Below are 19,432 nucleotides of genomic sequence, written 5' to 3'. Positions count from 1 at the left end.
TCGCCCACAACCCGCCCACCCCCGATTGAACCGCCCCCGCACCGCCCCGCACCATGGCCGCCACCTGCATAAACCCAATAACAACAGGTTCTACGCCATGAGCACTTTTCATCCGCGCCGGCTGCTGCTGGCCACCACTATCGCCAGTCTTGCCCTGCCCGTCGTCGCCGAAGAACACGGTTTTCTCGAAGACGCCAGCGCCAACCTCAACCTGCGTAATTTCTTCTTCAACCGCAATTTCACCAACCCGACCAAGACCCAGGGCGGCGCACAGGAGTGGACGCAGAGTTTCATCCTCGATGCCAAGTCCGGCTTTACCCAGGGCACCGTCGGTTTCGGGGTGGATGTGCTGGGGCTGTACTCATTGAAGCTCGATGGCGGGCGCGGCACCGGGGGCACCCAGTTGTTGCCGCTGGACCACGATGGCCGCCCTGCGGATGAATTCGGGCGTCTCGGCGTGGCGTTCAAGGCGCGTATTTCCAAGACCGAAGTGAAGGTCGGCGAATGGATGCCGGTGCTGCCGATCCTGCGTGCCGACGATGGCCGCTCCCTGCCGCAAACCCTGCGCGGCGGGCAGATCACGTCAAAGGAAATCGACGGTCTGACCCTGTACGGCGGCCAGTTCCGCGCCAACAGCCCGCGCGACGACAGCAGCATGTCGGACATGTCGATGGTCGGCAAAACCGCGTTCACCTCGGACCGCTTCAACTTCCAGGGCGGCGAATACGCCTTCAACGACAAACGCACGCAGATCGGCCTGTGGAACGCCCAGCTCAAGGACATCTACAGCCAGCAGTTCGTCAACCTGATCCACAGCCAGCCCCTCGGCGACTGGACCCTGGGCGCCAACCTCGGGTTCTTCTACGGCAAGGACGACGGCAGCGCCCGCGCCGGCGACCTGGACAACAAGACCTGGTCCGGCCTGTTCTCGGCCAAGTACGGCGGCAACACCTTCTATGTCGGCCTGCAAAAACTCACCGGCAATAGCGCGTGGATGCGCGTCAACGGCACCAGCGGCGGCACCCTGGCCAACGACAGCTACAACTCGAGTTACGACAACGCCGAGGAAAAATCCTGGCAAGTACGCCACGACTACAACTTCGCCGCCCTCGGTGTACCGGGCCTGACCCTGATGAACCGCTATATCAGCGGCAGCAACGTGCACACGGGCACCATCACCGACGGCAAGGAGTGGGGTCGCGAAAGCGAATTGGGCTACACCGTACAAAGCGGCGTGATGAAAAACCTTATGGTGCGCTGGCGCAATTCCAGCATGCGCCGCGATTACAGCAACAACGAGTTCGATGAAAACCGGTTGATCGTCAGTTACCCGATAAGTCTGCTGTAATCCGGCGCGGCACTTACTGTATCGTGCGCGCCTGCCGCTGCTGATCTGCCCAGCAGCGGCCTCTTATTCGAGCCTGCGCACACCATGAAATCCTTTGCCTTAGCAAACGCCGTGCTTGCCCTGGTCTTATGCCTCAGCGGCTGTATCGGCGCGCCCATCGCCCTGACAACGCAGACCGAGCAACGCCTGCAAGCCGAGGCGCCGATCCGTTTTTTGCTGACCTTCGACGATGGCCCCAGTGCCTCGGGCTACGACAACCCCAGCCGTTCAGTGCTCGCCGACCTGGCACACAACCCGGTGCTGCCGGGGATCAAGGCGGTGTTCTTCCTGCAGACCGAAGCGGCCCGCTCCGGCGGCAGTTCGCGGGGGCGCAAGACCATGGAACGCGAGTATGCGGGCGGCCATATCCTGGCGTTCCATACGGCGACGGCGTTTCATACCAACCATCGCTGGCTGAGCAATACCGAACTGGAAAGCACCCTCACCCAGGGCGCGGCGGATATCGCCTCGATCACCGGCGCACCGCCCGTGCTGGTGCGCCCGCCGTTCTGGAACTACGACCGGCGCACCTTCGCCGCCTACCAGCGCCATGGCATGCAGGTCTTGCTGACCGACCTGAGCGCCAATGACGGCAAGATCTGGGGCTTCAACGGCAGCCCACGCCGCCGCGCCAACCTGTACCGACAACTGTCGGTGGTGCGCGAGCGCATCGCACTGGACGAATTGCCCACGGTGGACGGCGTGATACCGGTGGTGGTGACCTTCCACGACATCAACCGCTACACCGCGCGGCATATGCAGGAATACCTGCAGATCCTGCTGGACAGCGCCCGAGTCAACGGCATGAAGACCGCCACCGAACCGTTCTACACCGATACGGCCGCCCTGCAACGCGCGGCGCTGGCGCGTACGGTCAAAGATGTGAATGAAGCCGTGCATCTGCCGGGCGTGTGGAATTGGGTGTGGGACGCAGACTCCCACTGATCACTCGCGCGACTCGACACCCAGCTCATCCCATACAGACTCCGCCAAGTGAAACGTGGCATTCGCCGCCGGAATCCCGCAATAGATCGCACTCTGCATCAGTACTTCCTTGATCTCCGCGCGGGTCACGCCGTTACTGGCCGCCGCACGCAAATGCAGCTTCAACTCTTCACTGCGGTTCATGCCGATCAGCATGGCGATGGTGATCAGGCTGCGGGTGTGCCGAGGCAGCCCGGGGCGGGTCCAGATATCACCCCAGGCGTGGCGGGTGATCATTTCCTGGAACTCGCTGTTGAACTCGGTCAGGGCATTGAGGCTGCGGTCGACATGGGCATCGCCCAGCACTTCGCGGCGCACTTGCAGGCCGTCGGCATAACGTTGTTTCTCGTCCACAAAAAACTCCTGGTTCAATAAAATTTCAACTCGGTTACCTGTGGCGAGCGGCCTCAGCGGCCCAGCAGAAATTTGATCACCCGGTCACTGAATGCAGCACCGGCCTGTACGTTGGACAGGTGCGCGGCGTAGAACTCGGCGTACTCGGCGCCCTGCACATGCTGCTGGATAAAGTGACCACCGGCCGGTGGGGTGACGGCGTCTTCAGTGCCAGCAATCACCAGGGTTGGCGCCTTGATCTTCGACACCTGCTCACGGAAATCCGCATCACGCACGGCGGCACAGTTGGCCGCGTAACCTTGGGGCGAAGTCGCGGCAAGCATGTCGGTGATCTGCTTGGCCTGGTGCGGGTTGGCCGCCGCAAAATCGGCGGTGAACCAGCGTGCAATCGATGCATCGCGCAAGGCCACCATGGCTGCCGCGCCATCGCGCAGGACCATCTCGATCCGTGGGTTCCAGATCTCCGGCGTGCCAATTTTGGCGGCGGTGTTGCACACCACCAGGCGGTGCAGGCGCTCACCCGCGTTAATCCCCAGCCATTGGCCGATCAAGCCGCCCATGGACAGCCCGCAAAAATGCGCACGCTGAATATCCAGCGCATCCAGCAGTGCGATCACGTCGTGGCCCAGTTGCTCGATGCTGTAGGGTCCCTCAGTCACCAGGGATTTACCGTGGCCACGGGTGTCGAAACGCAACACCCGGAAATGCTCGGTCAACGCCGGGATCTGGATGTCCCACATGTGCAGGTCGGTGCCCAGCGAGTTGGACAGCACCAGCACCGGCGCATCCACGGGGCCATCGAGTTGGTAATGCAGTTCGCCCTCGGCGAGTTGTACGAAAGCCACAGCGTTCTCCTTAGGCGGTCAATGCAAAGTGTTCGGTAACAGCGCGCGTGACCCAGGTGCTCGCCTGGCCCAGGTAGTGGGCCGGATCGAGCAGGCGGTCCAACTCGGTGGCGGACAGCTCGGCGGTGACCTGCGGTTCGTCCGCCAGCACCGCGCGCAAGTGGCGCCCCTCGGCGACGGCGCGTTTGCAGCATTGCTCCAGCAGGTGGTGCGCGGTTTCCCGGCCCAGGCGCTGGGCAAGCACGATACTGACAGCCTCGGCCAGCACCAGGCCTTGGGTCAGGTCGAGGTTGTGCGCCATGCGCCCGGGGTCGACTTCCAGCCCTTCGCTCACCAGCAGCGCTTGTTTCAAGGCACCGGAAACCAGGCGGCAAATCTCCGGCAAGGTCTCCCATTCGGCGTGCCACAGGCCCAGGCTGCGTTCGTGTTCCTGGGGCATGGCGCTGAACATCGTCGCCACCAGGCCGGGCACGCGCGTAGCGGTGCTGATCAGCACGGCGGCGCCCACCGGGTTGCGTTTGTGGGGCATGGTCGACGAACCGCCTTTGCCGGGCGCCGAAGGCTCGAAGACTTCGGCCGCTTCGGTTTGCATCAGCAGACTGATATCGCGGCCCAGTTTGCCGAGGCTGCCGGCGATCAGGCCCAGGACGGCGGCAAACTCCACCAGACGATCGCGCTGCGTGTGCCAGGGTTGTTCAGGCAAGCTCAGTTGCAGTTCAGCCGCCAGCGCCTCGGCCACCGGCATGGCGTGTTCACCGAGTGCCGCCAACGTCCCCGACGCGCCGCCGAATTGCAGCACCAGCAAACGCGGTTTCAGTTCTTCCAAGCGCTGGCGACTGCGCGTCACCGCGCCCAGCCACCCGGCAATCTTCATCCCCAGGGTGACCGGCGTCGCGTGCTGCAACCAGGTACGCCCGGCCAACGGTGTCGTCGCATAACGCTGGGCCTGGGCGGCCAGAACGTCGCCCAGACGCGCCAGGTCCGTTTCAATCAACCCCAGCGCCCGCCGCAGTTGCAGCACCAACCCGGTGTCCATCACGTCCTGGCTGGTCGCGCCCAGGTGCACATAGCGCTCGGCCCCGGCATCCTCACTGGCAATCAACTTGCCCAGCGCCTTCACCAGCGGAATCGCCGAATTCCCCGCCGTGGCAATCGCCGCGCCGAGGGCATCCACGTCGTACAGCGACGCCAGGCACGCTTGGGCAATCGGCGCCACGGCCGCCTGTGGGATCAACCCGACCTGAGCCTCGGCACGGGCGAGTGCGGCTTCGAAATCGAGCATGCCCTGCAAGCGTCCCTGGTCGCAGAACACCTCGGCCATGCTGTCAGCGGTGAAGTAAGCGTCGAACAGTTGATTGCTCGTGCGCAGTGTCATAACTCATCCCTTACAAATCGTGATGCAGATACGCCGCCTGTTTCGGCAGGCGCAAGCTGAACAGGAACGCCACCGCCATCATCGCGGTGACGTACCAATAGAAAGTGTTTTCCATGCCGATGGATTTCAGGCTCAGCGCGACGACTTCCGCCGAACCACCAAACACCGCGTTAGCCACCGCATACGCCAGCCCCACGCCCAAAGCACGCACCTGGGGCGGGAACATCTCCGCTTTGACCAGGCCGCTGATGGAGGTGTAGAAGCTGACAATCGCCAGGGCCAGGGTGATCAGCACAAACGCCAGGAACGGGCTGGTGACGGTCTTCAAGGTCAGCAGGATCGGCACCGTGAACAGGGTGCCGAGGCCTGCGAACCAGAGCATCGAATTACGTCGGCCGATCTTGTCCGCCAACATACCGAAGAGCGGCTGCATGCACATATAGAGGAACAGTGCGCCGGTCATGATGTAGCTCGACGTCTTGGCGTGCATGCCCACGGTGTTCACCAGGTACTTTTGCATGTAAGTGGTGAAGGTGTAGAAAATCAGCGAGCCACCGGCGGTGTAGCCGAGCACCGTAACGAACGCTTTGCCGTGGTCGCGAAACAGCGCGACGATGCTGCCGGCGTCCTTGTCTTCACGCATTTCCTTGCTGGTGGTTTCCTTGAGGGTGCGACGCAGCAGCAGGGAAATCACCGCGGCAATCGCACCGATCACGAACGGAATCCGCCAGCCCCAGGCGCGCAACTCTTCTTCAGTGAGGATCTGTTGCAGGATCACCACCACCAGCACCGCCAACAGTTGGCCACCGATCAGGGTCACGTACTGGAACGAGGCGAAAAACCCACGCTGGCCCTTGAGCGCGACTTCACTCATGTAGGTCGCGGTGGTGCCATATTCGCCCCCCACCGACAGGCCCTGGAACAGCCGCGCCACCAGCAGCAAGGCCGGGGCCCAGGCGCCGATGTCTTTGTAGGTGGGCAAAAAGGCAATGACCAGGGAACCGGCGCACATCATCAGCACCGAGATCATCATCGAATTCTTGCGCCCGTGCTTGTCGGCAACCCGGCCGAACAGCCAGCCGCCGATGGGGCGCATCAGAAAGCCGGCGGCGAACACGCCAGCAGTGTTGAGCAGCTGGACCGTGGGGTCATCCGACGGGAAAAACGCCGGGGCGAAGTAAATGGCGCAGAAGGCATAGACGTAGAAGTCGAACCATTCGACCAGGTTGCCGGAGGAGGCACCGACAATCGCAAAGATCCGTTTGCTACGTTCTTCTCCGGTGTAGTGACTGGTGGTGGTTGTCATGGTTTTTTTCACTCAGTGGGAACGGTTATAGCCTAGACATACTTTGCAACAACCATGTTCCGCAAGCAGACTTTTGAGTAGGCAGTGCCTGAACCGGCCCCATCGGGGGCCAGCCCCCTCCCACCTTTTGACCGCGCCGCCGATCAAATGTGGGAGGGGGCTTGCCCTCGATGAGGCCCTGACAAGCGACTCAGTAATCGAAGAACACCGTTTCCTTATCTGTCCCCTGCAAAATCACATTCCACTGATGCACACCCGCCGCATCCGGCTTGGCAATCAACGTGCCGCGCCGCTCTGCGGGCACACACGCCAGCAGCGGGTCATCCGCATTCAACGCCTCGCCATCGAAATAAATCCGTGTCAGCAGGTGTTTCACCAAGCCACGGGCAAACACCAGCACCACCAGGTGCGGCGCCTGGGTCGTACCTTGCAGGCCCGGCACGCTGCCCGGCTTGATCGTGGTAAAGCGGAAGCGCCCTTCGGCATCCACCGGCACCCGGCCAAAGCCTTCGAAGTTCGGGTCCAGCGCCTTGTCCTGCTCATCTTCAGGGTGGTCGTACTTGCCGGCGGCATTGGCCTGCCAGACTTCGAGCATGGCGTCGTTGACAACATCACCGTTGCCGTCCAGCACTTGCCCGCTGATCGCCACGCGCTCACCGAGGGTGGCGGCGACGGTCAAGTCTTCGCGGTTCAGCCAGGTCAGGCCGATGTGGTAGTACGGCCCGACGGTGTGGGACGTGGTCGCGTTAAGTGTCATCTCATTTCTCCATCGGCGTGGCGTCGCGGCCGCGCAGGACGATGTCCCAGCGGTAGCCGAGGGCATAAGAAGGAATGGTCTTTTCCAGATCGAAACGGGCGATCAGGCGTTCCTTGGCGCTGGTATCCGGTACGCAGTTGTAGATCGGGTCGTATTCCAGCAGCGGGTCGCCAGGGAAATACATCTGCGTCACCAGGCGCGTCAGCACGCTTGGGCCGAACAGTGAAAAGTGGATATGCGCCGGGCGCCACGCGTTGTGGTGGTTGCCCCATGGGTAGGCCCCAGGCTTGATGGTCTGGAACTGGTACCAGCCATCGGCGTCGGTGACGGTGCGCCCGGTGCCGGTGAAGTTCGGGTCCAGCGGCGCATCGTGCAGGTCACGCTTGTGGTTGTAGCGACCGGCGGCGTTGGCCTGCCAGATCTCCACGAGGATGCCCGGCACCGGCAGGCCGTTTTCATCCAGCACGCGGCCATGAATGATGATGCGTTCACCCAGGGGCTCGCCGTCGTGTTGGGCGGTGAGGTCGTTGTCCTTCTCGCTGACTCGCTCGGCACCGATGGTCGGGCCGGTGATTTCCGACAAGGAATGGGGCAGGAACACCAACGGCTGGGACGGCGAACGCAGGTTCGTCGACTGGTAGGCCGGGTGCAGGTAATCAGGTTGAGTGCCCGCTTGCGGGCGCCGGTAACCGGGCTTGTCACTCATGGAGCAGTCCTCTCTTATTAGATGCGTTCAATCGCCAGGGCCAGGCCTTGGCCGACGCCCACGCACATGGTCGCCAGGCCTTTACGGCCGCCGGTTTTTTCCAACTGATGCAGGGCCGTCAGTACCAGACGCGCACCGCTCATGCCCAAGGGATGGCCAAGCGCAATGGCGCCACCGTTCGGGTTGACCTGGGGTGCGTCGTCGGCAATGCCCAGTTCACGCAGCACCGCCAGGCCTTGGCTGGCGAAGGCTTCGTTGAGTTCGATCACATCGAAGTCAGTGACGGCCAGGCCCAGGCGTTCCACCAGCTTGCGCACCGCCGGCACCGGGCCGATGCCCATCACCCGTGGCGCGACACCGGCGCTGGCCATGCCCAATACGCGAGCGCGGGCAGTCAGGCCGTGTTTTTTCACCGCGTCGGCAGACGCCAGGATCAGCGCGGCCGCGCCGTCATTCACACCCGAGGCATTGCCGGCGGTGACGGTTTTGTCCGGGCCGTTTACCGGCTTGAGTTTGGCCAGGGCGTCCAGGGTGGTGTCCCTGGGGTGCTCATCGTGCTCCACCACGGTTTCGCCTTTTTTATGGGCGACCCGTACCGGTACGATTTCTTCAGCGAAGAACCCGGCCGCCTGAGCGGCGGCGGTGCGTTGCTGGCTGCGCAGGGCGAAGGCGTCCTGGTCAGCGCGTGAAACCTGGTAGTCGTCGGCAACGTTATCGGCGGTCTGCGGCATGGCATCCACGCCGTACTGGGCCTTCATCAACGGGTTGATAAAACGCCAGCCGATGGTGGTGTCTTCCAGCTTCATGTTGCGCGAAAACGCCGCATCAGCCTTGCCCATCACGAACGGCGCACGGGACATCGACTCGACGCCACCGGCAATCGTCAGCTCCATTTCGCCACTGGCGATAGCGCGAAAGGCGGTGCCGATCGCATCCATGCCCGAGGCGCACAAACGGTTGAGGGTCACGCCCGGAATGCTCTCCGGCAGGCCGGCCAGCAACAGCGCCATGCGGGCGACGTTGCGGTTGTCTTCACCGGCCTGGTTGGCGCAGCCGAGGAACACCTCGTCAACGGCCGACCAGTCCACCGACGGGTTGCGCTCGATCAGCGCCTTGATCGGCAAGGCCGCCAGGTCATCGGCACGCACGGTGGACAGGCCGCCGCCAAAGCGGCCGATGGGCGTGCGAATGGCATCGCAGATAAATACCTCGCGCATCAGGCTTCTCCCGGTGCTTGGCCATGGGCGGCGGCCGTGCGTGCTTCGAGATCACGCAGGGCAGTCAGTTCCACCTCGGTAGGCTCGGCGGTGGTGCTGACCTGGTCGGCAAAGCGAATCGCCCAACCGGTGGCCGCTACGACTTGCTCGCGGGTCACGCCCGGATGGAGGGCGGTGACCACGAATTCATGGGTGCCCTCTTCCGGCTCCATGATGCACAGGTCGGTAATAATTCCGACAGGACCGGCACCCGGCAGACCCAGGCGTTTGCGCGAATCGCCGCCTTCGCCGTGGCCGACCGAGGTGATGAAGTCCAGTTTGTCGACAAACGAACGGGACGACTGCTTGAGGATGATCAGCACGCTCTTCGCCGAGCCGGCGATTTCAGGCGCGCCACCGGCGCCCGGCAGGCGCACCTTGGGTTGGTGATAATCACCGACCACGGTGGTGTTGATGTTGCCGAAGCGGTCGACTTGCGCGGCACCGAGGAAGCCCACGTCGATACGCCCGCCTTGCAGCCAGTAGCGAAAGATCTCACCAGTCGGCACCACGGTGTCGGCGGTTTCCGCCAGTTCGCCATCACCGATCGACAGAGGCAATACGTTGGGCTTGGCGCCAATCGGGCCGGACTCGTAGATCAGCACCACATCTGGCGATGAGGTCAGGCGTGCCAGGTTGGCGGCCTTGGACGGCAGGCCGATGCCCACAAAGCAGACCGAGCCGTTCTTGAGGCGGCGCGCGGCGGCGACGGTCATCATTTCATTGGTGGAGTAAGCCATTACTTGGCCTCCTGCTGTGTGGTCAGCTTGGCCTGGAATTCACTGAAATCGGCAGTGCCGTGGATGTATTCATCCATCCAGGCGGTAAAGGTCCCACGGTCGCGGGCGATTGGGTCCCACGCCTGGTAGAAGCGGTTGTCTCGCTCGTTGTAGCCGTGGGCGTAGGACGGATGTGCGCCACCGGGTACATGGCACACCGCAGTCAGGGCCCAGGTCGGCAGCACGCAGCTGTTCATCGGCGCGTTCAGGTCATCGACGATTTCTTCCACGGTGACGATGCAGCGCTTGGCCGCCAGGGCCGCTTCCTTCTGCACGCCAAGAATGCCCCAGAGCAGCACGTTGCCCTTGCGATCAGCCTTTTGCGCGTGGATCACGGTGACGTCCGGACGCACCGACGGCACCGCTGCCAGCACTTCACCGGTGAACGGGCAGGTCACGGTCTTGATCAGCGGGTTGACCTTGGGCAAGTCGGAACCGGCGTAGGCGCGCAGCACCGCGAAGGGCAGGCCGGATGCGCCGGCGACGTAGGCATTGGCCAAGTCGGCGTGGCTGTGCTCTTCGATTTCCAACGGTTGCGGCCATTGCTTTTCGACCGCGTCACGCAGGCGATGCAGGGAACCCACACCCGGGTTACCGCCCCAGGAGAAAATCAGCTTGCGCGCACACCCTGCGCCGATCAACTGGTCGTAGATCAAGTCAGGCGTCATACGCACCAGCGTCAGGTCTTTCTTGCCCTGACGAATGATTTCATGACCTGCGGCCGTAGGGATCAGGTGGGTAAAGCCTTCGAGGGCAACGGTATCGCCGTCGTTCACGAAGCGCTTGACCGCATCACGCAGGGTGAGAATTTCAGCCATGGGGTTGGGCTCCCGGTATGGATCGAAAAAGGCGCTGAGGTGGCGCCGAAGTGCTTGAAGATTAAGCCGGGGAAATGGGCCAAACAATCCGATAATCGACTCAGCGTTCGATTATCGAACGGATTGTTGGCAGGCTATCGATTGATCTCAGGTGGCATCCGCATGGCTGACCATGCCCTTGATGACAACGGCAGCAGTGGCCAGAGCGGCCGGAATCACCAGGGCGGTGAGCACCTGCTCGAAGTTCCAGCCCAGGCCGAGCAAGGTGGCGCCCATCCACGCGCCGAGGATCGCGCCGAAACGGCCGATGCCAAGCATCCACGACACGCCGGTGGCGCGGCCTTGGGTCGGGTAGAAGCGCGCGGCCAGGGACGGCATCGCCGATTGCGCACCGTTGACGCACATCCCGGCGACCAGCACCAAGGTGGCCAATAGGGTGATATTGCCCAGGCTCTGCCCTACTGCGTAGGCAAACACCCCGGCCAGCAGGTAGAAGGTGCCGATGACCTTGTGGGGATTGAACCGGTCCATCGCCCATCCCACGCCGACGGCGCTCAATACGCCACCAAACTGGAACAACGCCCCGATGAAGGCGGCCTGCTCCATGCTGGCGCCGCTGTCGCGCATCAGGGTCGGCAACCAACTGGTCAGCAGGTACACGATCACCAGACCCATGAAGTAAGTCAGCCACAACAACAAGGTGCCCGCGCTGTAGGTGCCGGAAAAGATCACCGCGAACACGTTGCGCGCCTTGACGGTTTTTTGTTCGGGCACGCTGAAGGCGGTGGCCTGGGCAACAATAGAAGGTTCGATCGGCGACAGGGTTTTGCGCACCTTGTCGGTGCCGCGGTTGCGCACCACCAGGTAACGTGCCGACTCCGGCAGCCACACCAGCAGTACCAAGGCGAGGATCAATGGCAGGATGCCGCCAATCAGCAGCAGGCTATGCCAGCCGAACGCGGGGATCAGCTTGGCCGAGATAAACCCGCCACCGGCCATGCCCAGGTTGAAACCACAGAACATGCTGGTCACCAGCAGCGATTTGTGACGCTCGGGGGTGTATTCGGACAGCAGGGTCGTGGCGTTCGGCATACCGGCGCCCAGGCCCAGCCCGGTGAGGAAGCGCAGCACCAGCAACTGATCGACATTGCTGCTGTAGGCCGAGGCCAGGCTGAACGCGCCAAACACCAGCACGGCGCCCACCAGCACCACTTTACGGCCGAAGCGGTCGGCCAGCGGCCCGGAACCCAGGGCGCCGAACACCATGCCGATCAATGCGGCGCTCATCACCGGGCCAAGGCTGGCGCGGTCGATGCCCCAGTCCTGGGACAGCGCGGGTGCGATAAAACCCATGGCGGCGGTGTCGAGGCCATCGAGGAAAACGATGAGGAAACACAGGATCACCACGCGCCACTGATAACGGGACAGTGGCTGGGTGTTAATAAAGGACTGCACGTCCAGGGTGGTACCGACAGAAGGCTGATTCATTATTCTTATTCCACACCGATGGCGGGCCAACGGCCTGGGGCCGTCATTATTATTGGGGCGCCCTCAAGAGCGCTGCCGCACAGTAATAAGCCGGGGGAAACATCGTCAATTCATCAAGCGGGGATCTGTGCGGTCACCGAACACCTTAGGCAAACAACTGCGCACTCAACTCACGGCTGGCGCTGAGCATGCTCGGCAGGAAACGCTGCTCCAGTTCGCTGCGGCTGACCCGTCCCGCGTGGGTGCTGACATTGAGCGCCGCCAGCACCTGGCCCGACGCGTCATACACCGGCACGGCGATGGAGCGCAGGCCCTGTTCCAGTTCCTGGTCGACAATGCACCAGCCCTGCTGCCGCACCTGTTGCAGGCACTCGAACAAGGCTTCGGGGGTGGTCAGGGTGCGGCTGGTCTTGGTTTGCAGGTCGGCGTGATCGAGATAGTCCTGCAGCGAAGCGTCATCCAATGCCGCGAGCAGGATGCGGCCCATGGAGGTGCAATAGGCCGGCAACCGTCCGCCCACCGACAGGTCCACGGAAATCAGGCGCTGGGTGGTGGCCGAACGGGCGATGTAGAGGATGTCGTCGCCTTCGAGGGTGGCCATGTTGCAGGCTTCGTGCAGTTGCTCGCTCATGCGGTCCAGGTACGGCTGGGCCGACACCGCCAACGGCGTGGATGACAGGTAGGCGTGGCCCAGGGTCAGGACTTTGGGCAGCAATGAATAGGAGCGCCCATCGGTGGTGGCGTAGCCGAGTTTGATCAGGGTATGCAGGCAGCGGCGTACGGCGGCGCGGGGGATTTCGGTGCGGTGGCTGATCTGGGCGATGGTCAGATGGCGCTTGCGCTCCTGGAACGCCTGCACCACGGCCAGGCCGCGGGCCAGCGAGGTCATGAAGTCCGGGTCACCGGTAAACGCCTGGATACGCTTGGCCGGCGAGGCAACGATCGGCGGCGCCACTGACGCGAAAGAGTTGCGCAATTGATCGTTCATGCCAGGTTCCTTTCTCTTATTGTCAACCGCAGGGGATTGGGCTGCTATTACAAGCCGGGCCGGCCGTGATGCACAAGGCAAGCCCAGCAACATTGGGCGATTATCGGACAACCATGCGATTATCGCAATTTTGCACCTCGCCTGAAGTCGACCTCCCATTCATGCCATCGGATAATAAAGCCGGTCATTTAATAGCGGGATCCCTTGTTGTATTTATGACGCCAGACTTTCAGCAAATACCGACGCGTCCGCGTAACAAAACACTCACACAAAGGTGACGCTTTTTAACTTTATGCCGATAGTGTTATTCAAATGCGCCGCTATAATGCACCCTGTGCGGAGGTCAACCCGGTTTCATATCGGGGCAGGAGCTCGCCAAACCATGCACAGGCCGTGCATGGACGGTCGCAATTACCTGCCTGGAATGACTGCCACAACAGTGGCCTCTCGTTTCTATTTCAAACTTGAACACTTCATGGGTTCAATTTGGAACGGCCCGAGGCGGCATTCAGGCATTAACGCTGCTACGTATTTACACTCAACTCAATTAGGTAACAATGTGACGAAAGATGAACTGCGCGCGGAACTTGAGCGCCAGGAGCAACGTTACAAGGATGTTTACGGCGGAGAAATCACCACCTACGCCGCCCAACCTGAACCTGAACGCAAACCATGGCGCAAGCGAGCAAGCCTGCTCGACCAGGCATTTGCCCAGGAAATCCAAAAGATTGAACAGGAACTCAAAGCCGAAGAGCCATAAGCGCTTCGGGTTGAGCCCAGGGTCCTGGCTGGAACGCTGTCACTTAGCCAGCTTCCAGTCGACCTCAATCTCACGATCACCTGTAAAATTTCATACAAATGTTTCAGGCATGACGATTTGGTGACAAAACCCTGTCTTTTCAGCCCTGCGCTTTATAAATCAAAGACTTGCCAAAGGCCCGAAAACCCTGGGATCGCCAGCTTTCGCCCGTGGCGATTCGATGAAGTTTGTTACCGATGAGCAGCTAGTGCATCGATTACCGAGGTTTTCTGGCATAATCGCGCCCCCTTACGACCGGGTCAGAAAACCTTCATGATCGATTTATTCAGCGGACTGGATGCTTGGGTTCTCGTGAGCCTGTTGCTCGCCCTGGCCTTTGTCCTCGCCTTCGAGTTCATCAATGGCTTTCATGACACCGCTAACGCGGTGGCCACAGTCATCTATACGAAAGCCATGCCGCCGCATCTGGCCGTGTTCTTCTCCGGGGTGTTCAATTTCCTCGGCGTGTTGCTCGGCGGTGTCGGTGTCGCCTACGCCATCGTGCACTTGCTGCCCGTGGAGTTGCTGATCAATGTGAACACCGGCCATGGTTTGGCCATGGTCTTCTCGTTGTTAGCTGCGGCGATCACCTGGAACCTGGGCACCTGGTACTTCGGTATCCCCGCCTCCAGCTCCCACACCCTGATCGGCTCAATCCTCGGTGTCGGCCTGGCCAACGCCCTGATCAACGACATCCCCCTGGCTGACGGTGTGAACTGGCAGAAGGCCGTCGATATCGGCGCATCCCTGGTGTTCTCGCCGATGGCCGGCTTCCTGGTCGCAGCCCTGGTGCTGCTCGGCCTGAAATGGTGGCGTCCGCTGTCAAAGATGCACAAGACCCCGGACCAGCGCCGCAAGCTTGATGACAAGAAGCACCCGCCGTTCTGGAACCGCCTGGTCCTGGTGATTTCGGCCATGGCCGTGAGTTTCGTGCACGGCTCCAACGATGGCCAGAAAGGCATCGGCCTGATCATGCTGGTGTTGATCGGTATCGTGCCGGCGCAGTTCGTACTTGACCTGGGCAGCACCACCTACCAGATCGAGCGTACCCGCGATGCGACCGTGCATTTGAGCCAGTTCTACCAGCGTAACAACGATACGCTTGGCGAATTCCTGGCCCTGGGTAAAAGCGTGAAGGACGATCTGCCGGGCAAATTCCAGTGCAATCCGCAGCAGACCGAGCCCACCATCAACGCACTCGTGAGTACATTGAAGGGTGTCTCCGACTACCATTCGTTGACCTCCGATCAGCGTATCGAAGTACGCCGCTACCTGCTGTGCCTGGACGACACCGCGAAAAAAGTCGGCAAGCTGCCGGGCCTGGAAGCGCGTGAGAAGTCCGACCTCGACAAGCTGCGCAAAGACCTGACCGCCACCACCGAGTACGCGCCATTCTGGGTGATCCTCGCGGTCGCACTGGCCCTGGGCCTGGGCACCATGGTGGGTTGGAAGCGTGTGGTACTGACTATCGGTGAGAAGATCGGCAAGCAGGGCATGACCTATGCCCAGGGCATGTCGGCACAGATCACCACCGCCACGATGATTGGCTTTGCCAATATCTTCGCCCTGCCGGTCTCCACGACCCACGTACTGTCTTCCGGCGTTGCGGGCACCATGGTTGCCAACAAGAGCGGCCTGCAAGGTGGCACGGTCAAGACCATCCTGATGGCTTGGGTGTTGACGCTGCCTGCGACCGTAGGCCTCTCGGCCGGCTTGTTCTGGCTGGCCTCCAAGGCACTGGGCAACTGATAGCCAGACGCTGAAAAAAAGGTGCGGCCTCTGTGAGGACCGCACCTTTTTTTATGGATATGAATTAACCGACATCATTAAATACCAGGCAAAAAAAAAGGCGACCGAAGTCGCCCAAAATGCCTTGCGTGCTCATGTAATCCGGAAAGACCTAAGGTTTTTTACGCTTGTTCGCGTCTTTCCAGATAAAAAATCCAAACCCTACAAAAAACAGCACCATGAGGCCTACAGTCAGCACTCCGGCGAATACCACATTGTCGATAAACATGACCGGCCTCCTGCACTTGCCTTGTTGCGATAGGGCTAAGTTAATGGAGAAGGCGGATTGAAAAATTGACAGGGATCAATGTTGCCCGCGACGGGGCGTAAAGCAGGGTAATAACTGACCTGCATCAATAGATGCAGGCCGTTTTAACGCTTTTTGGGTTTGTTCTTTGATTTTTTCTTGGCTTTACCTAAAGGCATCGCCTGTTCAAACGCCTGGCGCACTTCATTCAGGCGCTTGTCATTCAGGTCATGCACCCGCTTGGCGCGTTCGGCGTTCAGGTCGATCAGCTTGTCGTCATCACTCATGGCTTGGCTTACGTCGTGGCGAGTAAGGCTCAATAATGCGGACTCCTGCGCCCGACGGCAAATCAACCCGCGACAAATGGCAGGCCGTCGCCCAAAATCGGCACTTTTCACCCCTCCAGGAAGCGCATTCAGGTGGCACTGCATAAGGATCTTCCGCCGTTGCTGGCCCTGCGCGCCTTTGAAGCCGTGGCCCGGCACTTGAGTTTTATCAAGGCCGCGCAGGAATTGTCCGTGACCCAGAGCGCCCTGAGCCATCAGGTGCAAAAGCTCGAACAGCATCTGGGTAAACCGCTGTTTATCCGACGCACCCGTGCGATCGATCTGACTGCAGACGGCCAGCAGTACTACGATGAAATCCGTCCAGCCCTTGACGCCATTGCCGTCGCGACCCGCGCCCAACGGGTGCTGCCCAGCGCCACGGTGTTACGTGTCGGCCTGCTGGCGTCTTTTGCCACCCTGTGGTTGGCGCCGCGCCTGGCCGGTTTTCTCAACCGCTATCCGCATATCCAGGTGGAATTGCTGCCGGCGATTCAATTGGCCAACGTCGCAGGTGCCGAAGTCGACCTGGCCATTCGCTACGGCAAAGGCGACTGGCCCGACGTGCAGGCCACGCGGCTGATGCCGGAGGTGATCTCACCGGTGTGCAGCCCGGCATTCAAGGCCAGCCACCTGCACAACGGTGCGCTGTTGATGGCGACTTCGCACCGGCCTTTTGAGTGGACGGATTGGTCTCGGCATTATCAAGTCGACCTCAAGCACCATCCTCGCGTCATGCTCCACGACTACAACATCGTGGTCGAAGCCGCTGTGGCCGGCCAGGGCATTGCCATGGGCCGTCACCGCCTGATCCAACGCAGGCTCAATGACGGCAGCCTGGTGGAAGCCTTCGATTGGCCGCCCTATCACAGTGAAATAGGCTACTGGTTGATTGCACCGCAAGACACTGCCAATGACGCCGCGCGCTGTTTCAGCGAGTGGTTGAAGGAGATCTGCCGCGACGCGTGAGTTATTTCGATACGTCGCATGAGATCTATCCGTTTGTCGACAATCCCCCCTGCCCCACATGCTGAAACCTCCAGACCCAAGAGGATTCACCATGAGCGACTCCCTCAGCCACCGCGTGCAAGCCCTTGGCTTGACGCTGCCGTCCCCCAGCCAGCCGATTGCCAACTACATCAACCATGTGGTCAGCCAGAACCAGCTGTTTATCTCCGGGCAAATCCCGCTGATAGACGGCAAGCCCGCCTATGTCGGCCGCCTGGGCGAATCCCTCAGCGAGGAAGAAGGTGTCCAGGCCGCGGAGCTGGCCGCATTGAGCTTGCTCGCGCAATTGAGCGATGCCCTGGGCGATGACCTGTCGCGCCTGGTGCGCATACTGCGCCTGGGGGTGTTTATCGCCAGCAGCGGCGACTTCCAGCGCCAGGGCGCGGTGGCCAATGGGGCCTCCAACCTGCTGGTGAATGCCCTCGGCGAAAAGGGCCGTCATGTGCGCACGGCAGTGGGTGTTTCCAGCCTGCCGGCCGGCGTGGCGGTGGAGGTTGACGCGATTTTCGAGTTGCAACCGTGAGCCCGCTTGAAGTGCAACACCTGCGCGATGGCACACCCGGCTGCCAGTCGGGCATCGTGCACTTCAACCCTGCCGGCGCCTCATTACCAAGCCAGGCGACCCTCGACGCCATCATCGACCAACTGCAACGCGAAGCCCGTGACGGCCCGATGGAAGCCGGCGAATATGGCGCCGTGCTGGTGGAAAAAGCCCGCCACGCGGCCGCGCAGTTGCTCAACGCGCCCACCCCGTCGATTGCCTTTGCCAGCAGCGGCTCGACTGCCTGGAGCATGGCGTTCCAGGCCTTGGGCCCTTGGCAGCCGGGCGATCGCATTCTGGTAGGGCACCACGAATGGGGCGGCAATCTGGCGAGCATGCAGTTGGCGGTGCAAGCCGGCGCGCGGGTGGAGGTCATCCCGTGCGATGCTACCGGCGCGGTTTGCCCTGTGGCATTGGAAGCCATGATCGATGCAAACGTAAAACTGATCGACCTCACCTGGCTCCCCGCCAACGGCGGCCTGATCAACCCCGCCCAGGCCATCGGCGAAGTGGCCAGGCGTCATGGGATCGCCTACTTTATCGATGCCGGCCAAGCCGTCGGCCAGGTGCCGGTGGATGTGCAGGCGTTGCAGTGCGATGTGCTCAAAGCGGCCGGTCGCAAGCACCTGCGCGGGCCACGGGGCACGGCACTGCTGTACGTGCGGCCGGATTTCCTCCAGCACTTGAAACCGGCCCAACGCGATGTGTTTTCCGCCCCCTGGACCGCCGACGGTTTCGACCTGCGCAGCGACGCCCGGCGCTTTGAAACCAGCGAGGCGTCGTTTGCCCTGTTGGCGGGCTTGGGCAATGCGCTGCAGGAGATGAATCAATTGGGGATCGAGCGGGTGTGGGAAAGGGTCACGCAAACCAGCAGGCGAATACGCGAAGCATTGCGTAAGATTCCGGGTATTTCCCTGCATGACCTGGGCACGGTTCAATCAGGCTTGATCGCCTTCAACCTCGCCGGCTGGGACGCCTTCGAGCTCAAACGGCGATTGGGGTTGAAGCGGATCAATATTGGCGCTAACGGCGTGGCCTACACCCCGTTGGATATGCAGGCCCGTGGCCTGACCAGCATTGCGCGGATCTCCGTCAGCCCGCTCAACAACGATGACGACATCGCGTTGCTGATGACGGCCCTGCGGGCACTGCGGGGCTAAACCTCCACGTCCACCCACAAGCCCTGGCGCGGCGCGTCTTCGATCAGCGGCACAACCGGTACGGTATTGTCGGCATTGAGCAGGTCGCCCGGGATCGCCAAGTGTTGATCCGGGTCTTCATCGGCTTCGCGCCGGCGTTTCTGCTGTTCCTGCTGGCGGCGTTGTTCCTCGCGCAGCAAAAAGGTCGACTGCTCGGCATCGCCCTTTTTCAGGTCGATGGTGCTTTCGTTGGAGCCCGCTTGCACAGGGACCACGGGCGGAATATCCGGTTTCTGGCGGACCGGGTCGAGTTGCGACGTAACCGGTACGACGCTGACGGGCAGCATAGGTGGAAGCATAATAGTTGTTCTCCTGTCAGCAGGCTGTCGGCGGGCCGCGTGGCGACTTGAGCGCAGGTTCGTCAACCTGTGACCCAGTCGACACTCACAAGTGCCCGCCACCCGTCGATTCTGCACTCACCCGGCCACTCAAACGGCGTAGTTTTTGTCAGAGTCCTTGGGCGTGGGGCCTTGTTCCGTTAAGA

General features: G+C 61.6%; 21 protein-coding genes. 7 read left to right on the top strand and 14 right to left on the bottom strand.

Annotated features, from left to right (window positions below; genetic code table 11):
- Positions 1-97 precede the first annotated feature (97 nt).
- Positions 98-1,348 carry an OprD family porin gene (locus ACHPFG_RS07820; RefSeq protein WP_431702009.1) on the top strand — a complete coding sequence of 417 codons (1,251 nt, stop codon included), beginning with the start codon at positions 98-100 and terminating at the stop codon, positions 1,346-1,348.
- A gap of 84 nt (positions 1,349-1,432) precedes the next feature.
- Complete coding sequence (locus ACHPFG_RS07815; RefSeq protein ID WP_431702008.1) at positions 1,433-2,332, top strand: polysaccharide deacetylase family protein; 900 nt, start codon at positions 1,433-1,435, stop codon at positions 2,330-2,332.
- On the opposite strand, the gene pcaC is transcribed toward ACHPFG_RS07815, so the two are convergent.
- From pcaC to pcaR, 11 genes are all read right to left on the bottom strand, one after another.
- Positions 2,333-2,725 (bottom strand): 4-carboxymuconolactone decarboxylase, encoded by a 393-nt coding sequence (gene pcaC / locus ACHPFG_RS07810; protein WP_024073913.1) that lies wholly within the window; start codon positions 2,723-2,725, stop codon positions 2,333-2,335. It abuts the gene before it with no gap.
- Between the two features lie 53 nt (positions 2,726-2,778).
- Positions 2,779-3,570, bottom strand: a complete 792-nt coding sequence (pcaD, locus tag ACHPFG_RS07805; RefSeq protein ID WP_431702007.1) for a 3-oxoadipate enol-lactonase — start codon at positions 3,568-3,570, stop codon at positions 2,779-2,781.
- 10 nt (positions 3,571-3,580) lie between these two features.
- Positions 3,581-4,945 carry a 3-carboxy-cis,cis-muconate cycloisomerase gene (locus tag ACHPFG_RS07800; RefSeq protein ID WP_431702006.1) on the bottom strand — a complete coding sequence of 455 codons (1,365 nt, stop codon included), beginning with the start codon at positions 4,943-4,945 and terminating at the stop codon, positions 3,581-3,583.
- A 10-nt stretch (positions 4,946-4,955) separates the two neighbouring features.
- Entirely contained in the window at positions 4,956-6,251 is a 1,296-nt protein-coding gene (locus tag ACHPFG_RS07795; RefSeq protein WP_131697182.1) for an MFS family transporter, read from the bottom strand.
- 190 nt (positions 6,252-6,441) lie between these two features.
- Positions 6,442-7,008 carry a protocatechuate 3,4-dioxygenase subunit alpha gene (pcaG, locus tag ACHPFG_RS07790; RefSeq protein WP_431702005.1) on the bottom strand — a complete coding sequence of 189 codons (567 nt, stop codon included), beginning with the start codon at positions 7,006-7,008 and terminating at the stop codon, positions 6,442-6,444.
- 1 nt (position 7,009) lies between these two features.
- Positions 7,010-7,714, bottom strand: coding sequence for a protocatechuate 3,4-dioxygenase subunit beta (gene pcaH / locus ACHPFG_RS07785; protein ID WP_027604405.1), 705 nt, complete (start codon positions 7,712-7,714; stop codon positions 7,010-7,012).
- A gap of 17 nt (positions 7,715-7,731) precedes the next feature.
- Positions 7,732-8,934: a 3-oxoadipyl-CoA thiolase gene (gene pcaF / locus ACHPFG_RS07780; protein WP_431703451.1), complete on the bottom strand. Its 1,203-nt coding sequence runs from the start codon at positions 8,932-8,934 to the stop codon at positions 7,732-7,734.
- Positions 8,931-9,710 carry a CoA-transferase subunit beta gene (locus tag ACHPFG_RS07775; RefSeq protein ID WP_053137056.1) on the bottom strand — a complete coding sequence of 260 codons (780 nt, stop codon included), beginning with the start codon at positions 9,708-9,710 and terminating at the stop codon, positions 8,931-8,933. The genes pcaF and ACHPFG_RS07775 overlap by 4 nt, the downstream gene beginning before the upstream one ends.
- Entirely contained in the window at positions 9,710-10,567 is an 858-nt protein-coding gene (locus tag ACHPFG_RS07770) for a CoA transferase subunit A (RefSeq protein WP_145334974.1), read from the bottom strand. The genes ACHPFG_RS07775 and ACHPFG_RS07770 overlap by 1 nt, the downstream gene beginning before the upstream one ends.
- Positions 10,568-10,714: 147 nt before the next feature.
- On the bottom strand, positions 10,715-12,055 hold the full coding sequence (locus tag ACHPFG_RS07765; RefSeq protein ID WP_431702004.1) for an MFS transporter: 1,341 nt from the start codon (positions 12,053-12,055) through the stop codon (positions 10,715-10,717).
- Between the two features lie 145 nt (positions 12,056-12,200).
- The gene (gene pcaR, locus ACHPFG_RS07760) at positions 12,201-13,043 is read right to left on the bottom strand and encodes a pca regulon transcriptional regulator PcaR (RefSeq protein WP_431702003.1); all 843 of its coding nucleotides are present in this window, start codon (positions 13,041-13,043) and stop codon (positions 12,201-12,203) included.
- Between the two features lie 559 nt (positions 13,044-13,602).
- Between pcaR and ACHPFG_RS07755 the strand changes: the two genes are divergently transcribed.
- Entirely contained in the window at positions 13,603-13,803 is a 201-nt protein-coding gene (locus tag ACHPFG_RS07755; protein ID WP_181285158.1) for a hypothetical protein, read from the top strand.
- Between the two features lie 312 nt (positions 13,804-14,115).
- Positions 14,116-15,591: an inorganic phosphate transporter gene (locus ACHPFG_RS07750; RefSeq protein WP_131697187.1), complete on the top strand. Its 1,476-nt coding sequence runs from the start codon at positions 14,116-14,118 to the stop codon at positions 15,589-15,591.
- A 151-nt stretch (positions 15,592-15,742) separates the two neighbouring features.
- On the opposite strand, the gene ccoM is transcribed toward ACHPFG_RS07750, so the two are convergent.
- Positions 15,743-15,859, bottom strand: coding sequence for a cytochrome c oxidase subunit CcoM (gene ccoM, locus ACHPFG_RS07745; RefSeq protein WP_010563588.1), 117 nt, complete (start codon positions 15,857-15,859; stop codon positions 15,743-15,745).
- Between the two features lie 143 nt (positions 15,860-16,002).
- Positions 16,003-16,308 carry a hypothetical protein gene (locus tag ACHPFG_RS07740; protein WP_145334978.1) on the bottom strand — a complete coding sequence of 102 codons (306 nt, stop codon included), beginning with the start codon at positions 16,306-16,308 and terminating at the stop codon, positions 16,003-16,005.
- Between ACHPFG_RS07740 and ACHPFG_RS07735 the strand changes: the two genes are divergently transcribed.
- The 3 genes from ACHPFG_RS07735 (at position 16,297) to ACHPFG_RS07725 (ending at position 18,909) form a co-directional block, all read left to right on the top strand.
- The gene (locus ACHPFG_RS07735; RefSeq protein WP_431702002.1) at positions 16,297-17,169 is read left to right on the top strand and encodes a LysR substrate-binding domain-containing protein; all 873 of its coding nucleotides are present in this window, start codon (positions 16,297-16,299) and stop codon (positions 17,167-17,169) included. The two genes, ACHPFG_RS07740 and ACHPFG_RS07735, sit on opposite strands and share 12 nt — an antisense overlap.
- 91 nt (positions 17,170-17,260) lie before the next feature.
- Complete coding sequence (locus ACHPFG_RS07730) at positions 17,261-17,731, top strand: RidA family protein (protein WP_431702001.1); 471 nt, start codon at positions 17,261-17,263, stop codon at positions 17,729-17,731.
- Entirely contained in the window at positions 17,728-18,909 is a 1,182-nt protein-coding gene (locus tag ACHPFG_RS07725; RefSeq protein WP_431702000.1) for an aminotransferase class V-fold PLP-dependent enzyme, read from the top strand. Before ACHPFG_RS07730 ends, ACHPFG_RS07725 begins: the two co-directional genes overlap by 4 nt.
- Here the strand turns inward: ACHPFG_RS07725 and ACHPFG_RS07720 are convergent.
- Positions 18,906-19,247 carry an aspartate-semialdehyde dehydrogenase gene (locus tag ACHPFG_RS07720; protein ID WP_065926412.1) on the bottom strand — a complete coding sequence of 114 codons (342 nt, stop codon included), beginning with the start codon at positions 19,245-19,247 and terminating at the stop codon, positions 18,906-18,908. The two genes, ACHPFG_RS07725 and ACHPFG_RS07720, sit on opposite strands and share 4 nt — an antisense overlap.
- Between the last annotated feature and the right edge of the window lie 185 nt (positions 19,248-19,432).

Source organism: Pseudomonas sp. BR20, from assembly GCF_050780135.1.
Lineage (GTDB): Bacteria > Pseudomonadota > Gammaproteobacteria > Pseudomonadales > Pseudomonadaceae > Aquipseudomonas.
Note: the sequence above shows the minus strand (reverse complement) of the source record. Positions and strands in the feature narration are given on the sequence as shown.